The sequence below is a fragment of the Aureimonas populi genome (assembly GCF_017815515.1).
Taxonomy (GTDB): Bacteria; Pseudomonadota; Alphaproteobacteria; order Rhizobiales; family Rhizobiaceae; genus Aureimonas; species Aureimonas populi.
Genome location: NZ_CP072611.1, coordinates 3,706,219 through 3,724,636, shown reverse-complemented (window position 1 = coordinate 3,724,636; position 18,418 = coordinate 3,706,219). Strand labels below are relative to the sequence as shown.

Below are 18,418 nucleotides of genomic sequence, written 5' to 3'. Positions count from 1 at the left end.
CTCTGTCTCGTCTCTCTCGTCCCGATATGGGGGCGCAAGCCGCCTATTTTCAGGCGGTGCCGGGCGCCGCCGCGCCGCGCAGGAAGGGCGCCGGCTCGGCGGTGGGGTACGTGCCGGGCACGAGGATCTCCTTGCCGACATTGCCGATGTCGCGATGCCCGCACAGCGCCATGGTCACGTCGAGCTCCTTGGCGATGATCTCGATGGCCTTCTCGACGCCGGCCTGACCGCCCGCTCCCAGGCCATAGAGGAAGGCGCGGCCGATGAACACGCCCTTCGCTCCCAGCGCCACGGCCTTCAGCACGTCCTGCCCGGTGCGCACGCCGCCGTCCATCAGCACCTCGATCCTTTCGCCCACCGCCTCCACGATAGCGGGCAGGGCGGCGATGGAGGAGAGCGCTCCGTCGAGCTGGCGCCCGCCATGGTTGGAGACGATGATGGCGTCCGCGCCGCTGGCGGCCGCGTTCCGCGCGTCCTCGGCGTCCAGAATGCCCTTGAGGATCAGCGTGCCGCCCCAGTAATCCTTGATTTCCTTCACATCGTCCCACGACAGGGCGGGGTCGAACTGCTCGGCCGTCCAGGCAGAGAGCGAGCTCATGTCCGAAACGCCCTCGGCGTGGCCGGCGATGTTGCGGAAGGTGCGCCGGTTCGTGCCCAGCATCCCCAGGCACCAATGCGGCTTGGTGGCGAGGTTCAGAATGTTGGCGAGCGTCGGCTTGGGCGGCGTCGTCAGCCCGTTCACGATGTCCTTGTGCCGCTGGCCGAGGACCTGGAGGTCGAGGGTCAGCACCAGCGCCGAGCATCCCGCCGCCTTCGCCCGGTCCATCAGCGCGCGCGCGAAGGCGCGGTCCTTCATCACGTAGAGCTGGAACCAGAAGGGCCTGGTCGTGTGCTCGGCTACATCCTCGATGGAGCAGATGCTCATGGTGGAAAGCGTGAAGGGGATGCCCGCCTTCTCGGCGGCCTTCGCCGCCAGGATTTCGCCGTCCGCGTGCTGCATCCCCGTCAGTCCCGTGGGCGCGAGCGCGACGGGCATGGAGACCGGCTGCCCGGCCATGGTGGAGGCGAGCGAGCGGTTGCGCATGTCCACCGCCACGCGCTGGCGCAGGCGGATGGCGGCGAAGTCGGTTTCGTTGGCGCGATAGGTCGTTTCCGTCCACGAGCCGGAATCGGCGTAGTCGTAGAACATTTTCGGCACGCGGCGTTTCGCCTTGATCCGAAGGTCCTCGATGGTCGTCACCGGCCGCGCCATGCGCCTGTCCCCGTTGCGTCTGCGGCCCTTATAGAAGCGAGGGTCGCGCGATGGGAAGCGTCACGCGGCGCGGCCGGCGATGGCGTCGGCGAAATCCCTCGCGCGGAAGGGCTCCAAGTCGTCGATGCCTTCGCCGACCCCGATGAAGAACACCGGCAGCTTGTGCCGCGCCGCGATGGCGACGAGGATGCCGCCGCGCGCCGTGCCGTCGAGCTTGGTCATCACGAGGCCGTTCACCCCCGCCACGTTGCGGAAGATCTCCACCTGTTGCAGGGCGTTCTGGCCGGTGGTGGCGTCCAGCGTCTGGAGCACGGTGTGGGGGGCGTCGGGGACGCGCTTCTTGAGCACGCGCACGATCTTCTCCAGCTCGGCCATCAGCTCCGCCTTGTTCTGGAGGCGGCCGGCCGTGTCGATGATGAGCACGTCCGAGCCGTTGGCCACCGCCTCGTCATAGGCCTCGAAGGCAAGGCCCGCCGCGTCCGCGCCGATGGCCTTGGCGACCACGGGCGAGTTCGTGCGCTCGCCCCATATCTTGAGCTGCTCCACGGCGGCGGCGCGGAAGGTGTCGCCGGCGGCGAGCGTCACCTTCAGCCCGCCGCGATGCAGCTTGGCGGCCAGCTTGCCGATGGTCGTGGTCTTGCCGGTGCCGTTGACGCCGACGACGAGGATCACATGCGGCTTGACCGAAAGGTCCAGCTCCAGCGGGATGGCAACGGGCGAGAGCGTCTTCTCGACCTCGTCGGACAGGATCGAGCGGACTTCGTCGCCGGAAATCTCGCGCCCGAAGCGGCCCTCGGAGAGGCGGGAGGTGATGCGGGTCGCCGTCTCCACGCCGAGATCGGCCTGGATCAGAACGTCCTCGAAATCCTGCAACGTGTCCTCGTCGAGGCGTCGCTTGGTGAAGAGCGAGGTGATCTGGCCGGACAATTGGCCGGACGAGCGCGACAGACCCTCGCGAAGGCGCTGGAACCATGTGGTCTGCGTCACCGCCGCGGGCGTGGCGATGGCCTCGGGCGCGGTGCGCACGCGCCAGCCTTCGCTATCGGCCGCCGGCGGGGCGGGCACGGGCGCAAGTCCCGGCACGCCTTCCAGCGGCGTCTGGCCCATGTCGAGCCGGTCGGGCGCGTCGGCGAGCGGATCGGCGGCGCCCGCCTCCTCGGGCTCCGGCTCGAGGGGAGCGTCGAGCCAGGCGAATTCGTCGCTCTCCCGCGCAGAGGGTTCGGGCTCGGGCTCCAGCACCACGGGCTGGGAGGGCGGCAGTGCGCCGCCGTCATTCTCGATCAGCGCGTCCTCGGCGTCCTGCGTCGCCGCCGGCCCGGCTTCCTCGGCCGGCTCCTCCAGCCACGAAAAGTCGGCCTCCGGCTCCTTCACCGGTGCCGCGGGCTCGTCCAGCCAGGAGAAGTCCTCTGAAACGGGGGCCGGGGCCTCTTCGGCGGGCAAAAGCGGCGCTTCCAGGAAGTCGGTGCCGGAGGCGGCGGCAGGCCCGTCTAGCTCTCCGATTTCAGAGTTTTTTTTTCCGCCGTCGCGTTCGCGGAAATCAGCGGCTCGATGCCGCCGCTGTCGGGCGCGTTCACATCCGCGCCCGCTTCCGTGTCCGTATCGGTGGAGGCGGCAGCCGGGTGATGCGTGTCTGCGTCCGGCGAGCCGGGAGCCCTGGCCGCGATGTCGGGCGCGGCGACGAGGTTCTCGCGCTCGGCCGAACGGTCGGCTTCCGGCTGCTGTCCGAAGGAGAAGATGCGGCGGAAAAAGCCTTTTTCCTCGGCCATGGGCGATAGGGTCCTTTTTCCGTGTTGGTCAGGCGGCGACGGCTTGCGGCGGGACGCCGACCAGGCGTTCGCGCTCCGTCCCGATGATGATAGTGTCCGCGACCTCGCCGGGGAGGCCATGGGCCAGCGAAACCAGTGTGAAGTCCTCCGCGCGGCCCAGGCCCTCTCGCTCCACCAGCACGCGCTGGCGCGTGCCGAGGCGCGATTGCAGGTGCCGCTCCACCGCCCTGGCCCCGGCCGCGCGCAAGCGGGCCGCCCGCTCCTTGGCGACGGCCCGGTCCACCTGCGGCATCCGCGCGGCGGGCGTGCCCTGGCGCGGGGAGAAGGGGAAGACGTGGAGATGCGTCAGGCCGCATTCCTCCACCAGCTTCAGCGTGTTGGCGAACATGGCTTCCGTCTCGGTGGGGAAGCCGGCGATGAGGTCCGCACCGTAGACGATGTCTGGCCGGGCCTGTCGCATGTCCTGGCAGAAGCGGATCGAATCATCGCGCAGGTGCCGGCGCTTCATGCGCTTGAGCACCATGTCGTCGCCCGCCTGGAGCGAAAGGTGGAGATGGGGCATCAGCCGCCTTTCCGAGCCGATGGCCTCGATCAGGGCCTCGTCGGCCTCCACCGAATCGATGGAGGACAGGCGCAGCCGCTCCAGATCGGGCACGTGGCGCAGGATGGACTGCACGAGGATGCCGAGCTTCGGCCTGCCGGGCAGGTCCGCGCCCCAGCTCGTCATGTCGACCCCCGACAGCACCACCTCGCGATAGCCGTTGGCGACAAGGCGCTTGATCTGGTCCACCGCCGCGCCCATCGGCACGGAGCGCGAATTGCCGCGTCCGAAGGGGATGATGCAGAAGGTGCAGCGGTGGTCGCAGCCGTTCTGCACCTGCACGATGGCGCGGGCGCGGCCCTCGATGGCGTCCACCATGTGCCCGGCCGTCTCGGTCACGCTCATGATGTCGTTGACGAGGATCTTCTCCTGCGCCGACACGCCGAAATCGGGCAGGGCGCGGTAGCTGGCGGCCTTCAGCTTGTCCTCGTTACCCAGAACCGCGTCCACCTCGGCCATGGCGGCGAAGCTGGCCCCGTCCGTCTGCGCGGCGCAGCCGGTGACGACGATGCGCGCGTCCGGGTTCTCGCGCCGCGCGCGGCGCACGGCCTGGCGCGCCTGGCGCACGGCCTCGCCCGTCACCGCGCAGCTATTGATGAGGATGGCCTTGCGTCCGTCCTCCCCCAGCCCCGCCGCGCCGGCCTCGCGCTTCATCACCTCGGCCTCGTAGGTGTTGAGGCGGCAGCCGAAGGAGACGACCTCGATGCCGCTCACGCCGCGCCCTCCTGCCGGTCGCGCACATGGTCGCCGGTCGCGGGGTCCAGCGTTCCCGACCACTCCCACTGCGCCGGCCCGGTCATCAGCACGTGGTCGTCCTCGCGCCATTCGATGAGGAGGTCGCCGCCCGGCACGGTGACGGTGACGCGCCTGTCCGTGCGCCCGGTGCGCGCGCCGCAGACGGCGGCCGCGCAGGCGGCCGAGCCGCAGGCGCGCGTCAGCCCGACGCCGCGCTCCCAGGTGCGGATGGTCATCGCGCCCCGGCCCGTGACCTGCGCGAGGGAGATATTGCAGCGCTCGGGAAAGAGCGGGTGGTTCTCCAGCACCGGGCCGAAACGGTCCAGCGCGTAGCTCCACACGTCCTCGCTCACCCAGAACACCGCATGCGGGTTGCCCATGGAGGCGACGGAGGGGGAATGCAGCACCGGCGCGTCTATGGGGCCGATCTGGAGTTCGATGGCGCGCGTATCGGCGAATTCCTCGGACAGGGGAATGTCGCGCCAGCCGAAGCGAGGGCGCCCCATGTCGACGGAGATCGACCCATCCTCGTGCTCGCGCGCCTCGAGGATGCCGGCGCGGGTCTGGAACAGGAATTCGCGCTGGCCCGTCTGCGCGCCGAGCGCCTGCACCACGCAGCGTGTGCCGTTGCCGCAGGCCTGCGCCTCCGTCCCGTCGGCATTGACGATGCGGATATAAGCGTCGGTTCCGTCCGTCACGGCATCGTGGATGGCCATGATCTGGTCGAAATGCGTCTCGAGGCGGGCGGCGAGCGCGCGGGCGGCCTCGGGCGTGATCCTGTCGTCACGCCCGCGCATGTCGGCCACGAGAATCTCGTTGCCGAGGCCGTTCATCCTCGCAAAGGGCACAGTCGCGTTCATGCGCGCCTATATGGCAAAGCTTCGCGCAAGACGCCAGCAGCCGTATAGGAGGCGGCCCCCTCAGCCTTCCCAATCCGTGCCCACGGGGTCCCGTTCGAGCTTGCGGCCCTCCCGCCGGATCTCGCGAGCCTCCTCGCGGTCGTTTTCGTCGGCCTCGTCGGGCATCTCCGCCTCGTCCGAGCGACCGGTCAGCGCCAGCTTGAAGTACATCGGGAAATGGTCCGAGCCGGAGGCCGGCATCCGCTTCATCTCCACGAGGTGGAAGCGCGCGTCGTGGAAGAGATGGTCGAGCGGCCAGCGCAGGAAGAAGAAGCGCGCGTCGAACGTGTTGTAGAAGCCGCGCCCCACGCGCGGGTCGAGAAGGCGCGAGAGCCGCTGGAACAGGCGCGTGGTGTTGGACCATGCCACGTCGTTGAGATCGCCCGTCACCAGCGCGGGAAGCGTGTCGTTCTCCACCAGCCCGGCCACCACCACGAGTTCCGCGTCGCGGCCGAGCGAATCGACATGCGGCACGGGCGGCTCGGGGTGGATGCAGTAGAGGCGGAAGCGCTGCCCGTCCCTGAGCGCCACGGTGGCGACGATGGAGGGAACCTCGTCCATCACCAGATAGTCCACCCGCGCCTCAACCAGCTCCAGCCGCGAGAAGAGGATCATCCCGTAGGAATTCTCCAGCGGATGGGAGACGACGTGCGGGTAGCGCTCCCGCAGCGGCTCCAGCGCGTCCGCCCATTTCCGGTCGGTCTCCATGAAGAGCGCGAGGTCCGGGTCGCTGCGCCTCGTGGTCTCTATGGCGAGCGCGAACTTCTCGTTCGATTCCTTGACGTTGAAGGAGAGGATCGAGACCGTGTTCGGCCCATCCGGGTCTCCCTCGTACTGGATGGATTCCTTGCCTCGAAGGGGCGTGAACTGGGCGATCGAGAAGCCCTGAGCGACGATGACGCTGACGAGGGTAACGACGAGGATCGCGTCCAGCACGCCGTCCTCGATCCAGACGAAGGTGACGACCAGGAGACCGAGCGCGACGAGGAGTATCTGGATGCGGGGGAAGGAGAAAACCCGCACGAAGCCGTGGGGAATCTTGAGGAAGGAGAGAATCGTGGCCGCGGCGGCCAGGAAGGTCAGTGTCGCGACGCTCGTCGTCAGCAGCATGGGCACGAACTCCGGCGGCCTCCATGAAAAGCGTGCCGCGCCCCCCACAACGCACGCCCCGCCGCCGCGATCCTTTAAACTGCGATAATGTGCGCTTGCCAAGCGCCGAGGGACGGCGAGGGTGGCGGCCCTTGACTTTGGGCGGGTATCGCTGTTGAAGATGTTCCCAAATCCGCGACCGATCCGTCCGCGACCCGCCGACCATGTCCCTCCTCAGGAGCCGCATGGAGGCCACCCTCCGCCAGCGAGTTTCGCCCGCGGAGGTGTTCCGCTTTGGCGTCGAGCGGTTGGATCGGGGATGGATCGTCCCCATTCTCCGGGCTCGCGGCCTAGCCGGGGCCAGCCGAATGGAAAAGGTGTAGCCGATGTTCTCTTCCCTTCAGGACCGCCTCGGGTCCATCCTGAACGGCCTTACCGGCCGCGGCGCATTGTCGGAGGCCGATGTCTCCGCCGCGCTGCGCGAGGTGCGCCGGGCACTGCTGGAGGCGGACGTCGCGCTGGAGGTGGTGCGCTCCTTCACCGACCGGGTGAAGGAGAAGGCGGTCGGCGCCGAGATTCTGAAGTCGATCAAGCCCGGCCAGATGGTCGTCAAGATCGTCCATGACGAGCTGGTCGCCACGCTCGGCACGGAAGGCGTCTCCATCGACCTCAACGCCCCGGCGCCGGTCACGGTCATGATGGTCGGCCTTCAGGGCTCGGGCAAGACGACCACCACGGGCAAGATCGCCAAACGCTTCACGGAGCGGCAGAAGAAGCGTGTGCTGATGGCCTCGCTCGACACGCGCCGCCCGGCCGCGCAGGAGCAGCTCCGGGTGCTGGGCGAGCAGACCGGCGTCGCCACGCTGCCGATCATCCCGGGACAAGGCCCGGTCGAGATCGCCGTGCGCGCCAGCCAGGCCGCGCGCCTGGGCGGCTACGACATCCTCATTCTCGACACGGCCGGCCGCACCCATATCGACGAGCCGCTGATGGCCGAGATGGCCGAGATCAAGGCGCGCTCGACCCCGCACGAGATCCTGCTGGTCGCCGACAGCCTGACGGGCCAGGACGCGGTGAACCTGGCGCGCTCCTTCGACGGGCGCGTGGGCATTACCGGCATCGTCCTCACGCGCGTGGACGGCGACGGGCGCGGGGGCGCCGCGCTCTCCATGCGCGCCGTCACAGGCAAGCCGATCAAGCTTCTCGGCACCGGCGAGAAGATGGATGCGCTGGAGGAGTTCCACCCCTCGCGCGTCGCCGACCGCATCCTGGGCATGGGCGACATCGTCTCCCTCGTGGAGCGCGCCGCCGAGAATATCGACGCCGAGCGCGCGGCGGCGATGGCGAAGAAGATGCAGTCGGGGAAGTTCGATTTGAACGACCTCGCCGACCAGATCGGCCAGATGCAGAAGATGGGCGGCCTCGGCGGCCTGATGGGCATGATGCCCGGCGTGGCGAAGATGAAGGACCAGATCGCGGGGGCCGGCCTCGACGACAGGCTCCTCAAGCGCCAGCTTGCCATCATCTCCTCGATGACCGCCTACGAGCGCGCCAACCCGGATGCGCTCAAGCATTCGCGCAAGAAGCGCATCGCGGCCGGCTCTGGCACGTCCTCGGCCGATATCAACAAGCTTCTGAAGATGCACCGGCAGATGGCCGACATGATGAAGGCCGTGGGCAAGGGCAAGGGCCCCGGCATCATGGGCAAGCTCATGGGCGGCCTCGGCGCCAAGATGGGGCTGCCGGGCGGGGGAATGCCCGCCGGTATGCCGGACCTGTCGAAGATGGACCCCAGGCAGATCGAGGAGATGGCCAAGGCCATGCAGGGCGGCGGCCTGGGAGGGCTGGGCGGCGGCCTGCCGAAAGGACTCCCGCCCGGCTTCGGTAGCGGCGGCCTGCCGGGGCTTCCCGGCGGCCTTCCCGGACTGCCCAGGAAGAAGTGACGCACATGGACAGACAGGACGACGACGCCCGCGCCATGCTGAGCGAGATTCGCTGCTCGATCGACAATATCGACGCCGCGCTCGTTCACATGCTGGCCGAGCGGTTCCGGCGCACGCAGGCGGTCGGCCGCCTGAAGGCAGAGCATGGCCTGCCGCCATCCGATCCGGCGCGCGAGCAGCAGCAGATCGCCCGGCTGCGGCGGCTTGCCGAAGATGCCGATCTCGATCCCGACTTCGCGGAGAAGTTCCTCAACTTCATCGTCCGCGAGGTTATCCGCCATCACGAGGCGATCGCCTCGGAGAAGAACAGCCAATCCCTTTGATCAGACGACCGTCAGGAGAAATGAAATGTCGCTGAAGATTCGCCTTGCGCGCGCAGGTTCCAAGAAGCGCCCCTACTACCATGTCGTCATCGCCGACGCCCGCGCGCCGCGCGACGGCCGCTTCATCGAGACCGTGGGCTCGTGGAACCCGATGCTGCCCAAGGACGCCGAGCGCGTGACGCTGAAGGAGGAGCGCATCAAGCACTGGCTCGGCGAGGGCGCCCAGCCCACCGATCGCGTGCTGCGTTTCCTGGACAAGGCGGGCATCGCCAACCGCCCCGAGCGCCAGAACCCGACCAAGGGCCTGCCGGGCAAGAAGGCCCAGGAGCGCGAGGCCGAGCGCAAGCAGCGTGAGGAAGATGCCCGCGAAGCCGCCGCCAAAGCGGCGGGCGAGGCGGAAGCCGCGGCCGAGTAAGCGACGGCTTATCGAAAAAAAGCATGGGAGACGGCGCTTTTCGAGCGCCGTTTCCTTTTGGGAAGCTATGATCGGTGTCGCCTGACGTTCACTCGCGCCCCGGACGCTACCCTTGATGCCTTCCAGCCCAGCCCGCCCCCTGCCGGAAGCCGCCAACGACATGGCCTCCGGCCTCGACGTCTTCGACCTCGCGCCGATCCCGCTCTGGCTGGAGGATTTCAGCGCGACGAAGCGCCGCCTCGAGCAGTGGCGCGCCGAGGGGCTCACCGACCTTCGCTCCTTCCTGCGCGAGGATCTGTCCCGCGTGGCGCAATGTTCCGGCTCCATCGACATTCTGGCCGTCAATTCGCAGGTGCTGGCGCTCTTCGAGGCGGAGAGCCTCGAGCAGCTCAAGAGCAATCTCGGCCTGATCTTTGCCGGGGAGATGCTGGAAACGCATCTGGAGGAGCTCGTCCAGTTGTGGGAGGGCGATCTCGGTTTCGCGGGCATGGCCGTCAACCACACGATCGGGGGGCGCCGCCTCGACATCCAGATCAGGGCGCGTGTCCTTCCCGGCCACGAGCAGGACTGGTCGCGCGTCCTCGTCTCGACCGAGGACGTGACGGAGCGCGAGGAGGCGCGCCGGCGCGCCGCGCGCAGCGACGCTTATTCCAAATGGCTCTTCGCCCATTCCCCCGTGTCGCTCTGGGTGGAGGACTTCTCGGCCGTCAAGCGGCTGATGGACGACCTTCGCGAGCGCGGCGTCTCGGATTTCCGCACCTTCACCGACGTGCATCCCGACTTCGTCGCGCGGTGCATGAGCGAGATTCGCGTCCTCGACGTGAACATCCACACGCTGGAGCTCTTCGAAGCCGCGAGCAAGGACGAGCTTCTGGCACGTCTCGGCGACGTGTTCCGCGATTCCATGCAGGAGCATTTCCGCGAGCAGCTCGTCGATCTGTGGAACGGCAAGTTCTTCCAGAGCCGCGAGGTGGTGAACTACGCGCTGGGCGGGGAAGCGCTGCATGTCCACATGCAGTTCACCGTGCTACCGGGGCATGAGGAGGACTGGGCGCTGGTGCAAGTGGCGCTGACCGACATCACCGCCCGCAAGAAGGCGGAGGCTTACCTCGAATATCTCGGCCGCCACGACGTGCTGACCAAGCTCTACAACCGTTCCTTCCATGTGGAGGAGCTCAACCGGCTCGAGCGCAAGGGCCCGCGCCCGGTCACGGTCGTGATCGCGGATCTGAACGGGTTGAAGGACATCAACGACACGCTCGGCCACGGCGCGGGCGACGAGCTGTTGCGCCGGGCCGGCGAGGTTCTGGGCGAGGCGGTGGAAAAGCCCTGCCACGCCTCGCGAATCGGCGGTGACGAGTTCGCGGTCCTGATGCCGGCGAGCGACGAATCGCAGGGTGAGCTTCTGATGGAGAGGATCGGAAAGCTCGTCGATCTCAACAACCAGTTCTACCCCGGCGCCACCCTGTCCTTCTCCCTCGGCGCAGCCACGTCCGCGCCGGGCGAGCGGCTGGAGGAAACCGTGAAGCGCGCCGACCTGCGCATGTACGAAGCCAAGCAGGCCCATTACGCGCAGTCCGGGCAGGGCCGGCGGCGGGTGAACGGGCCGTCCGCGTCTTGACCGCCGCTCCCTTCGGGCGGCAGAAGCCGGGCTGTCCCTCGATCGAGAAGCCGCAGTCCGTGAACGAACCAAGCCTCCCCAACCCCGTCCTCCTGGCCACCATCGGTGGCGCGCATGGCATCAAGGGCGAGGTGCGGGTGAAGAGCTTCACCGGGGAGCCGGAGGATATCGGCGCCTATGGCCCGCTTTTCGACGCCAAGGGCGCGCGCTACACGGTCAAGTCGGCCCGCCTGTCGAAGACGGTCGTGATCGTGCGCTTTGCCGAGGTGGCCGACCGCAACCATGCCGAGCGCCTGAACGGCACCGAGCTCTTCGTCGACCGCTCGGTGCTGCCTCGGGAGGGCGAGGACGAGTTCTACCACTCCGATCTCGTCGGCCTCGTGGCGCGCCGCCTCGACGGCGAAGTGATCGGCGAGGTGATCGCCTTCCATGATTTCGGCGCCGGCGATATCCTGGAGATCGCCCCGGACGGCGGGGCGTCGGTGATGATTCCGTTCACGCTCGAAGCGGTGCCCGAGGTCGACCTCGATCTGGGCCATATCCTCGTCGAGCCGGTGGCGGCGGGTCTGGAAGGCGCGGTGGAGGTTCGCGAAGGCGACGCCATCGAAGGGGAGGACAGGGCATGATCGTGGTTTCGGGAACGCTTCGACTGGCGCCGGAGGACCTGGCCGCGCTGCGCGATATGGCGGGCGAAACGATCGCGGCCACGCGCGCCGAGCCCGGCTGCATCGTCTATGCCTTCGCCGAGGATTTCGTCGAGCCCGGCCTCGTGCGCATCTACGAGGAATGGGAGAGCCGCGCGGCGCTCGACGCCCATGGCCGCACGGCGCATATCGCGGCTTGGCGGCAGGCGCTGGCGGGCGTCACCATCGTCTCGAGCGAGCTGAAGCTGACCGAGGTTGGCGCCTTCGAGCCCTTCGCCTGACGCGAGCCATGCCGTTCCGCGCCTCGCTCGTCACGCTCTATCCCGAGATGTTTCCCGGGCCGCTGGCCGTCTCGCTGGCCGGCCGGGCCCTGCAGCGCGGCGACTGGAGCCTGGAGACCACGCCCCTGCGCGAGTTCGGGGAGGGTCGCCACCGCATGGTGGACGATACGCCCGCCGGCGGCTCGGCCGGCATGGTGCTGCGCGCCGATGTGCTGGCGCGCGCCATCGACGCGGCCTCGCCCGAGGGCGATACTCGGCCGCGCCTGCTGATGAGCCCGCGCGGCCGCCCGCTGACGCAGCGCTTCGTGCGCGAGCTTTCGCAAGGGGGAGGGGCGGTCATCGTCTGCGGGCGCTTCGAGGGGGTGGACGAGCGGGTGATCGAGGGCCGGGGCCTGACCGAAATCTCCATCGGAGACTACATCCTCTCGGGCGGGGAGATGGCCGCGCTGGTGCTGCTGGACGCCGTGGTTCGCCTGCTGCCGGGCGTGATGGGCAATGCGGCCTCGGGCGATGCCGAAAGCTTCGAGACCGGACTTCTGGAGCACCCCCACTACACGCGCCCGGCGGTGTGGGAGGGGCGGAGCATTCCCGCTGTCCTCACCTCCGGCGACCATGGCGCGGTGGAGCGCTGGCGGCGTGCCGAAGCGGAGCGCATCACGGCCGATCGGCGCCCGGACCTTCTTTCCCGCCGGCCTGCTCTTCCCTCCGGCGCAGGGTCCAGAGGGAATTGATGCGCCGCTCGCGCGGCAGGCGGATCTTCTCGCGCGCCCATGTCAGGAGGCCGGCCGCGATGATCACGGCGATTCCCACGAAGGTGAGGCCGTCCACCGGCTGGTCGAACACGAAATAGGTGAAGGCGACCGCCCAGATCATCTGGCTGTATTGGGGCGGGGCGATCTGGCTGGCCGCGGCACGGCGGGCCGCCACCATCAGCGTCGCCTGCGCCACGGCGGCCAGGAGCCCGTAGCTGAGGAGGTAGGCCGTCTGGCGCGCGTCGGGCCAGACGAAGCCGGGCAGCATCAGCGCGCCGTTGATGACGGCGGGCCCGATGAGGCCCGCGCCGAACATGGAAATGCGCTTCTCCCGGCTTCCCAGGTGGCGGTAGATGATGACGGAGACCGCGCTGGACAGGCCGGCGATGGTGGCGGCCAGATGGCCGATATCCAGCACCCGGAAGCCCGGGCGCAGGACGATGAGAACACCGGCGAAGCCAAGGAACACCGCCGCCCATCGCCACGGGCCGATCTCCTCCTTCAGGAAGATGACCGACAGGATCGTCACGAAGAGCGGCATCAGGAAAATGAGCGCGAAGGCCTCCGGCATCGGCAACCGGGTGAAGGCGATGACGCTGGTCAGCGTGCTGAAGGTGGCAACCACGGCGCGCGCGATCCACAGGGGGCGGCTCGTGGTGGAGACGATGTCGCGCAGGCGCTCCCCCTTGCCGGCCACCAGAGGCAGAATGGCAAAGCCCAGCAGCGCGCCGGTGAAGGCCACCTGCGAGGAGGGCAGGGAGCCGCCCAGCAGCTTGATCGCCGCATCCGAGAAGGCGAAGATCGCATAAGCCAGGAAGGCGAGGAAAACACCGTTCGTCATGCGAATCGCCTCGCGGCCGGGAGCGGAAAGGCGCTGCATGCGCCCGCGGGGCTTTGGCCGCAAGCGCTGCTCCTGCATTCGAGCGATGCGGTTTTGCCATGAGGGCGTTCCGCGCGGGCCCGGCGGTGAGGGCCGGCCGCGGTTCCGCTGCCCCTTCGCGCCGCGCGGCCGGCCCCTCTCGACAGAGCCGGCCGTGCCGTGTAAGAGCGCGCGTGATCTCCTCGACAATAACTTGACCGTACCAACGGCCATGACCGGCCAAGCCGGCATGAAACCAAGATTGAGGCCAACGCCATGAACGTCATCGCCGAGCTGGAGGCCGCAGAGGCCCAGCGCATCGAAGCCATCCGCTCCATCCCCGCCTTTTCGCCGGGCGACACGCTGCGCGTCAACGTGCGCGTCACGGAAGGCACGCGCACCCGCGTGCAGGCCTATGAGGGCGTGTGCATCGCCCGTTCGGGCGGCGGCATCCAGGAGAACTTCACGGTTCGCAAGATCTCCTACGGCGAGGGCGTGGAGCGCGTCTTCCCGATCTACTCGCCGATGGTGGAATCGGTGGAGGTCGTGCGCCGCGGCCGCGTGCGCCGCGCCAAGCTCTATTACCTGCGCGATCGTCGCGGCAAGTCGGCCCGTATCGTCGAGGCGACCAACGCCCGCGCGCGCAAGCTGAACGACGCCGCCCGCGCGGTGGCCGCCGACGAGCGCGCCAAGGCGCAGGCCGAGAAGCAGGCCGCCAAGGACGCGGCCGAGTAAGCTCATCTTAGCTTCGTGCATTCTGAAAGAGCGGCTCCTTGCGGGCCGCTCTTTTCGTTTGGCGGGCGCTGCGACGACGCCGTTGTCGGGCGGGCGCCGCGATGTTAAATTGCAGCCCATGAACGCGATGCATGCTTCTGCCGGCCGCCTGCCGACGACGCTGGGTTTCTCCCCGCTCGACGACCGCTGCCGCCTGCCGGGCCGCTTCTTCTACCGGCGGCTGACCGCTTCGGGCCTTCTACGCTTCGCGTGACGGGCGGGCGCCTGGCGCCGTCCGATTTTGCCTTTCCCGAAAAGACGGGCCGGACGAGAGCTGCCGACGAGCGCCTCCGGCCACAAGGAGCCCTTGCAACGATGAGCCAAGCTCGCACGCTCTATGACAAGATCTGGGACGACCACCTGCTCGGCACCGTGGAGGGAGGCGCCGGCCTTCTGTATATCGACCGCCATCTGGTGCATGAGGTGACGAGCCCGCAGGCCTTCGAAGGCCTGCGCGTGGCGGGCCGGCGCGTGCGCCAGCCGGGCCGGACGCTGGCCGTGGTCGACCACAACGTGACGACGGGTGACCGCACCCACGGCATCGCCAACGAGGAAAGCCGCATCCAGGTGGAGGCACTGGCCCGGAACGCGGCCGAGTTCGGCATCGAGTATTACAACGAGCTGGACCGGCGGCAGGGCATCGTCCACATCATCGGGCCCGAGCAGGGCTTCACGCTGCCGGGCATGACCATCGTGTGCGGCGACAGCCACACTTCCACGCATGGTGCCTTCGGCGCGCTCGCGCACGGCATCGGCACCTCGGAGGTGGAACATGTGCTCGCCACCCAGACCCTCATCCAGGGCAAGGCGAAGAACATGCTGGTACGCGTGGACGGGCAGTTGCCCGAGGGCGTGACCGCCAAGGACATCATCCTGGCCATCATCGGCCGGATCGGGACGGCGGGCGGCACGGGCCACGTCATCGAATATGCCGGTGAGGCGATCCGCGCCCTTTCCATGGAAGGGCGCATGACGATCTGCAACATGAGCATCGAGGGCGGCGCGCGCGCGGGCCTCATCGCGCCGGACGAGACCACCTTCCGCTATATCGAGGGGCGTCCCCGCGCCCCCAGGGGCGCCGCCTTCGAGCAGGCGGTGGAATACTGGAAGACGCTGCAGAGCGACGAGGGCGCCCATTACGACAAGGTGGTGGTGCTCGATGCGGCGAACCTGCCGCCCATCGTCTCCTGGGGCTCCTCGCCGGAGGATGTGGTGGCCGTCGACGGCGTGGTGCCGGATCCGGAGGCCATCGCCGACGAGGCCAAGCGCGCCTCCAAGAAGCGGGCGCTCGACTATATGGGCCTGACGCCCGGCACGCGGATGACCGACATCACGCTCGACCGGGTGTTCATCGGCTCCTGCACCAACGGGCGCATCGAGGATCTGCGCGCGGTGGCCAAGGTGGTGGAAGGGCGCAAGGTCGCCGGCACCGTCTCGGCGATGATCGTGCCGGGGTCCGGCATCGTGAAGGCGCAGGCGGAGGCCGAGGGGCTGGACAAGGTGTTTCGCGAAGCCGGCTTCGACTGGCGCGAGCCGGGCTGCTCCATGTGCCTGGGCATGAACGAGGACCGCCTGAAACCCTATGAGCGCTGCGCCTCCACCTCGAATCGCAATTTCGAGGGGCGGCAGGGCTTCAAGGGGCGCACGCATCTCGTCTCGCCCGCCATGGCGGCGGCGGCGGCGGTGGCGGGCCGCTTCGTGGACATTCGGGAGTGGCCTGCGGCCTGAGGCGCCGCGCGCCGCTCAGGCGGCGCGCGATTCGTCCCGGTCGCCTGAGATCACGCGGTCCCGCCCATCGCGCTTGGCGCGGTAGAGATTGGCGTCCGCGCGCTGCATGGCGTCGGCCAGCGGCTCGCCCGCGCGCAGCGCGCTCACGCCGATGCTGGCGGTGATCCGGCGGCCGGCGAGGGGAGGCCCCCAGGCGATCTCGCCCAGCGCGCGGCGCAGGTCCTCCGCGAAGCGGTGGGCCTCGCGCGCATCGCCGTCCTCGAGAAGCACGGCGAATTCCTCGCCGCCCAGGCGCCCGACGATGCCGCGCCGGCCGACGGCGGTCTCCAGGAGATGGCCGATGCCCGCGATGGCAAGGTCCCCGGCCGCATGGCCGAAATCGTCGTTGATCGTCTTGAAGCGATCCACGTCCACGATCATCACCGCGCTACTGCCCGTCGCGCGCTCCTCGAAGCTTCGGGCCGCGTCCTCGAAGCCCCGGCGGTTCAGGACTCCGCTGAGGACGTCGATCTCGGAAAAGCGGCGCAGCTTCTCGATCATGTCGAGGCCGAGCGATACGAGGATCGTGACGGCGAAGAGGATGCCGATCACGCTGCTGACCATGTGGAACACATGGGACCATGGCGAGCCGCGCCAGTTCTCGAAGGTCAGGGGCTCCGAGACGCTGCCCGCCAGCAGAATGTTCTGCAGGGACAGGCCGATGACGAGCGCGAGCAGCAGGGCGAAGAGCAGCTTGTCGCCGGCGTGCCGCTGGGCGCCGCTCATGGCCCGGGCCGCCTCCAGAAGGATCAGCGCGCATCCCGTCTGCACGAAGACGATTTCGCGCCCGACGCTTCCGTGAAGAGCCGATACTGTCGCGCCTGCCGTGCTGACGAAGAGGATCGCCCCCAGGACGCGCCTGCCGGGACGGCGCCGGAAGCGGGCGGTGGTTCCATAAGCGAAGAAGATGAGCGCCAGCAGGAACAGGATGTCCTCGATGACGGCCTTGACCGCTGGGAAGGGCGGGGGCGGGGGCGGAAGGATGGTGGCGGCGAAGGCGAGGCCGGCGCTGCCGAAGGAAGCCACCCACCAGTAGGAGCCGATGCCGTGAAGGCGCAGGACGAGGAAGGCGCCGCTGAAGGTCGCGAAGGCGGCCGGCACCAGCCAGGCCAGGATGTCGGCTTGCATCGATCGTTCCCAAGGCGCGCGGGCAACCGGAGCCGCCCGTTCCCCATCGATTCCTCCCGCCGGCCGATCTCACCCCGAAATCCTCAGCAGGGCGTTAAGGCCGTTGGAAAATCGCGTCGCGACGCCGCGCATCTTGACCGCATGCGCTTTAGCGCTCAATTCCATCGCTATGGAAATGCCCGCGCCCAATATCGACATCGTGCAGCTTCGGCTGAAGGACGCGCGCGACCTCGCGCCGCTTCTGGCCGCCTACAATCAGGCTGTGTTTCGAGGCGCGCCGGGCGCGCCCGACGTCTTCTATGCCGAGCAGCTCCTGCAGGACCGAACGGGCGAGATTCTGGGCGCGCGGCTCGACGGGCAGCTCGTCGCCTTCCTCGTCTTCTACGATCTTCCCGACCCGTGGACGGGAATGCGCGCCGGGCTGGCGGACCACATCTATGTCGATCATTCCGTGCGCCGGAAGGGAATCGCCAAGGCGATGGTCGACCTCCTGGCCGAGGAAGGCGATTCGCGCGGATGGTCCCGGCTGATCCTGCAGGCGCCGAGGACGGCCGACAGCGGGCGCCACCTTTACGAGAAAATTGCCGAACCGGCCGAATGGTCGAGCTATGTCATCCGTTTCCTCGACCGCGAGCCGCGATCCTAATCGATTTGGCCGCCGCGGCCCGGAATCAAGACGCTTCCCACGCTTGATTTCGAACCTGCAAAGGGTGTTTTAGAAGCGCTCCAGCCACGCGCTGCCCGATCGTGCGCCGGAGCGTGCCCATTCGAGGGACAGGAGAATCCATTGTCCGACGCCAAATCCGCCCGGCCGCTGTCGCCGCACCTGACGATCTACCGCTTCCAGCCGACCATGGCGATGTCCATCCTCCACCGGATCACCGGCGGGGCTCTCTATGTCGGCACGATCCTCGTCGTCTGGTGGCTGGTCGCCGCGGCGAGCGGGCCGGAGGCCTTCGCCACCGCTTCCGCCGTGTTCGGCTCGATCCTCGGGCAGCTCGTCCTCTTCGGCTACACCTGGGCGCTTCTGCACCACATGCTCGGCGGCATCCGCCATCTGGTGTGGGACACCGGCCGGGGCATGAGCAAGGCCAACTCCACCAAATTCGCCATCGCGACCCTCGTGGGATCGCTCGCCTTGACGCTGGTCCTGTGGGCCGGGCTCCTGATCTTCGGCTGAGGATACGAACGATGGATTTCCGCACCCCCCTCGGCCGCGTGCGCGGCCTCGGCTCGGCCCGCGAAGGCACCGGCCATTTCTGGCATCAGCGCCTGACGGCCGTCGCCAACGTCTTCCTGATCACCTTCTTCGTCATCCTCATCATCCGCCTGCAGGCCGGCACCTATGCCGACGTCCTAGCCGCGTTCCAGAACCCGCTGGTGGCGCTGGTCATGGCGCTGGTGGTGATCTCGGCCACGGTCCACATGCGCCTCGGGATGCAGACGATCATCGAGGACTACGTCCACGGGGGGCTTCGCGTCGCCGCGCAGCTCGCCAATACCTTCTTCGCGATCGCGGTCGCAGGCGCCAGCCTCCTTGCCATCGCCAAGCTCAGCTTCGGAGTCTGA

At 68.5% G+C, this 18,418-nt stretch carries 21 protein-coding genes; 13 read left to right on the top strand and 8 right to left on the bottom strand.

Annotated elements, in window-relative coordinates; all coding sequences use genetic code 11:
• Positions 1–49: 49 nt before the first annotated feature.
• From J7654_RS17730 to J7654_RS17705, 6 genes are read right to left on the bottom strand one after another with little or no spacing between them, the layout of a single operon-like run.
• Positions 50–1,252: an alpha-hydroxy acid oxidase gene (locus J7654_RS17730; RefSeq protein ID WP_209737151.1), complete on the bottom strand. Its 1,203-nt coding sequence runs from the start codon at positions 1,250–1,252 to the stop codon at positions 50–52.
• Between the two features lie 60 nt (positions 1,253–1,312).
• Positions 1,313–2,707 (bottom strand): signal recognition particle-docking protein FtsY, encoded by a 1,395-nt coding sequence (gene ftsY, locus J7654_RS17725; protein ID WP_377946561.1) that lies wholly within the window; start codon positions 2,705–2,707, stop codon positions 1,313–1,315.
• 32 nt (positions 2,708–2,739) lie between these two features.
• Complete coding sequence (locus J7654_RS17720) at positions 2,740–3,018, bottom strand: hypothetical protein (RefSeq protein ID WP_209737150.1); 279 nt, start codon at positions 3,016–3,018, stop codon at positions 2,740–2,742.
• Positions 3,019–3,046: 28 nt separating this feature from the next.
• The gene (gene mtaB / locus J7654_RS17715) at positions 3,047–4,273 is read right to left on the bottom strand and encodes a tRNA (N(6)-L-threonylcarbamoyladenosine(37)-C(2))-methylthiotransferase MtaB (RefSeq protein ID WP_245195795.1); all 1,227 of its coding nucleotides are present in this window, start codon (positions 4,271–4,273) and stop codon (positions 3,047–3,049) included.
• 56 nt (positions 4,274–4,329) lie between these two features.
• Complete coding sequence (gene dapF, locus J7654_RS17710; protein WP_209737148.1) at positions 4,330–5,214, bottom strand: diaminopimelate epimerase; 885 nt, start codon at positions 5,212–5,214, stop codon at positions 4,330–4,332.
• Between the two features lie 60 nt (positions 5,215–5,274).
• The gene (locus tag J7654_RS17705) at positions 5,275–6,363 is read right to left on the bottom strand and encodes an endonuclease/exonuclease/phosphatase family protein (RefSeq protein ID WP_209737147.1); all 1,089 of its coding nucleotides are present in this window, start codon (positions 6,361–6,363) and stop codon (positions 5,275–5,277) included.
• A gap of 365 nt (positions 6,364–6,728) precedes the next feature.
• Here J7654_RS17705 and ffh point away from each other — a divergent pair, with 365 nt between their 5' ends.
• The 7 genes from ffh to trmD all read left to right on the top strand — a co-directional run bounded on the left by ffh (position 6,729) and on the right by trmD (position 12,300).
• Positions 6,729–8,285, top strand: coding sequence for a signal recognition particle protein (gene ffh, locus J7654_RS17700; protein WP_209737146.1), 1,557 nt, complete (start codon positions 6,729–6,731; stop codon positions 8,283–8,285).
• A 5-nt stretch (positions 8,286–8,290) separates the two neighbouring features.
• The gene (locus J7654_RS17695) at positions 8,291–8,608 is read left to right on the top strand and encodes a chorismate mutase (RefSeq protein ID WP_209737145.1); all 318 of its coding nucleotides are present in this window, start codon (positions 8,291–8,293) and stop codon (positions 8,606–8,608) included.
• Positions 8,609–8,633: 25 nt separating this feature from the next.
• Positions 8,634–9,023, top strand: coding sequence for a 30S ribosomal protein S16 (rpsP, locus tag J7654_RS17690; protein WP_209737144.1), 390 nt, complete (start codon positions 8,634–8,636; stop codon positions 9,021–9,023).
• Positions 9,024–9,138: 115 nt separating this feature from the next.
• Positions 9,139–10,644, top strand: coding sequence for a sensor domain-containing diguanylate cyclase (locus J7654_RS17685; protein ID WP_209737143.1), 1,506 nt, complete (start codon positions 9,139–9,141; stop codon positions 10,642–10,644).
• A 59-nt stretch (positions 10,645–10,703) separates the two neighbouring features.
• On the top strand, positions 10,704–11,270 hold the full coding sequence (rimM, locus tag J7654_RS17680; protein WP_209737142.1) for a ribosome maturation factor RimM: 567 nt from the start codon (positions 10,704–10,706) through the stop codon (positions 11,268–11,270).
• Positions 11,267–11,569, top strand: a complete 303-nt coding sequence (locus J7654_RS17675) for a putative quinol monooxygenase (RefSeq protein ID WP_209737141.1) — start codon at positions 11,267–11,269, stop codon at positions 11,567–11,569. Before rimM ends, J7654_RS17675 begins: the two co-directional genes overlap by 4 nt.
• A gap of 8 nt (positions 11,570–11,577) precedes the next feature.
• Positions 11,578–12,300 (top strand): tRNA (guanosine(37)-N1)-methyltransferase TrmD, encoded by a 723-nt coding sequence (gene trmD, locus J7654_RS17670; RefSeq protein WP_209737140.1) that lies wholly within the window; start codon positions 11,578–11,580, stop codon positions 12,298–12,300.
• Here the strand turns inward: trmD and J7654_RS17665 are convergent.
• A complete protein-coding gene (locus tag J7654_RS17665) occupies positions 12,224–13,162 on the bottom strand; it encodes a DMT family transporter (protein ID WP_209737139.1) in 939 nt (312 codons plus the stop codon). The genes trmD and J7654_RS17665 overlap by 77 nt on opposite strands.
• A gap of 294 nt (positions 13,163–13,456) precedes the next feature.
• Here J7654_RS17665 and rplS point away from each other — a divergent pair, with 294 nt between their 5' ends.
• The 3 genes from rplS (at position 13,457) to leuC (ending at position 15,682) form a co-directional block, all read left to right on the top strand.
• The gene (gene rplS / locus J7654_RS17660) at positions 13,457–13,915 is read left to right on the top strand and encodes a 50S ribosomal protein L19 (protein WP_209737138.1); all 459 of its coding nucleotides are present in this window, start codon (positions 13,457–13,459) and stop codon (positions 13,913–13,915) included.
• Between the two features lie 127 nt (positions 13,916–14,042).
• Positions 14,043–14,168: a hypothetical protein gene (locus tag J7654_RS18435; RefSeq protein ID WP_280842345.1), complete on the top strand. Its 126-nt coding sequence runs from the start codon at positions 14,043–14,045 to the stop codon at positions 14,166–14,168.
• Positions 14,169–14,269: 101 nt separating this feature from the next.
• Positions 14,270–15,682: a 3-isopropylmalate dehydratase large subunit gene (leuC, locus tag J7654_RS17655; RefSeq protein ID WP_209737137.1), complete on the top strand. Its 1,413-nt coding sequence runs from the start codon at positions 14,270–14,272 to the stop codon at positions 15,680–15,682.
• Positions 15,683–15,697: 15 nt separating this feature from the next.
• On the opposite strand, the gene J7654_RS17650 is transcribed toward leuC, so the two are convergent.
• Entirely contained in the window at positions 15,698–16,849 is a 1,152-nt protein-coding gene (locus J7654_RS17650) for a GGDEF domain-containing protein (protein WP_209737136.1), read from the bottom strand.
• Positions 16,850–17,024: 175 nt separating this feature from the next.
• Between J7654_RS17650 and J7654_RS17645 the strand changes: the two genes are divergently transcribed.
• The 3 genes from J7654_RS17645 to sdhD all read left to right on the top strand — a co-directional run bounded on the left by J7654_RS17645 (position 17,025) and on the right by sdhD (position 18,418).
• Positions 17,025–17,495 (top strand): GNAT family N-acetyltransferase, encoded by a 471-nt coding sequence (locus tag J7654_RS17645; protein ID WP_209737135.1) that lies wholly within the window; start codon positions 17,025–17,027, stop codon positions 17,493–17,495.
• 141 nt (positions 17,496–17,636) lie between these two features.
• Complete coding sequence (sdhC, locus tag J7654_RS17640; protein WP_209737134.1) at positions 17,637–18,029, top strand: succinate dehydrogenase, cytochrome b556 subunit; 393 nt, start codon at positions 17,637–17,639, stop codon at positions 18,027–18,029.
• 11 nt (positions 18,030–18,040) lie between these two features.
• Positions 18,041–18,418 (top strand): succinate dehydrogenase, hydrophobic membrane anchor protein, encoded by a 378-nt coding sequence (sdhD, locus tag J7654_RS17635; protein ID WP_209737133.1) that lies wholly within the window; start codon positions 18,041–18,043, stop codon positions 18,416–18,418.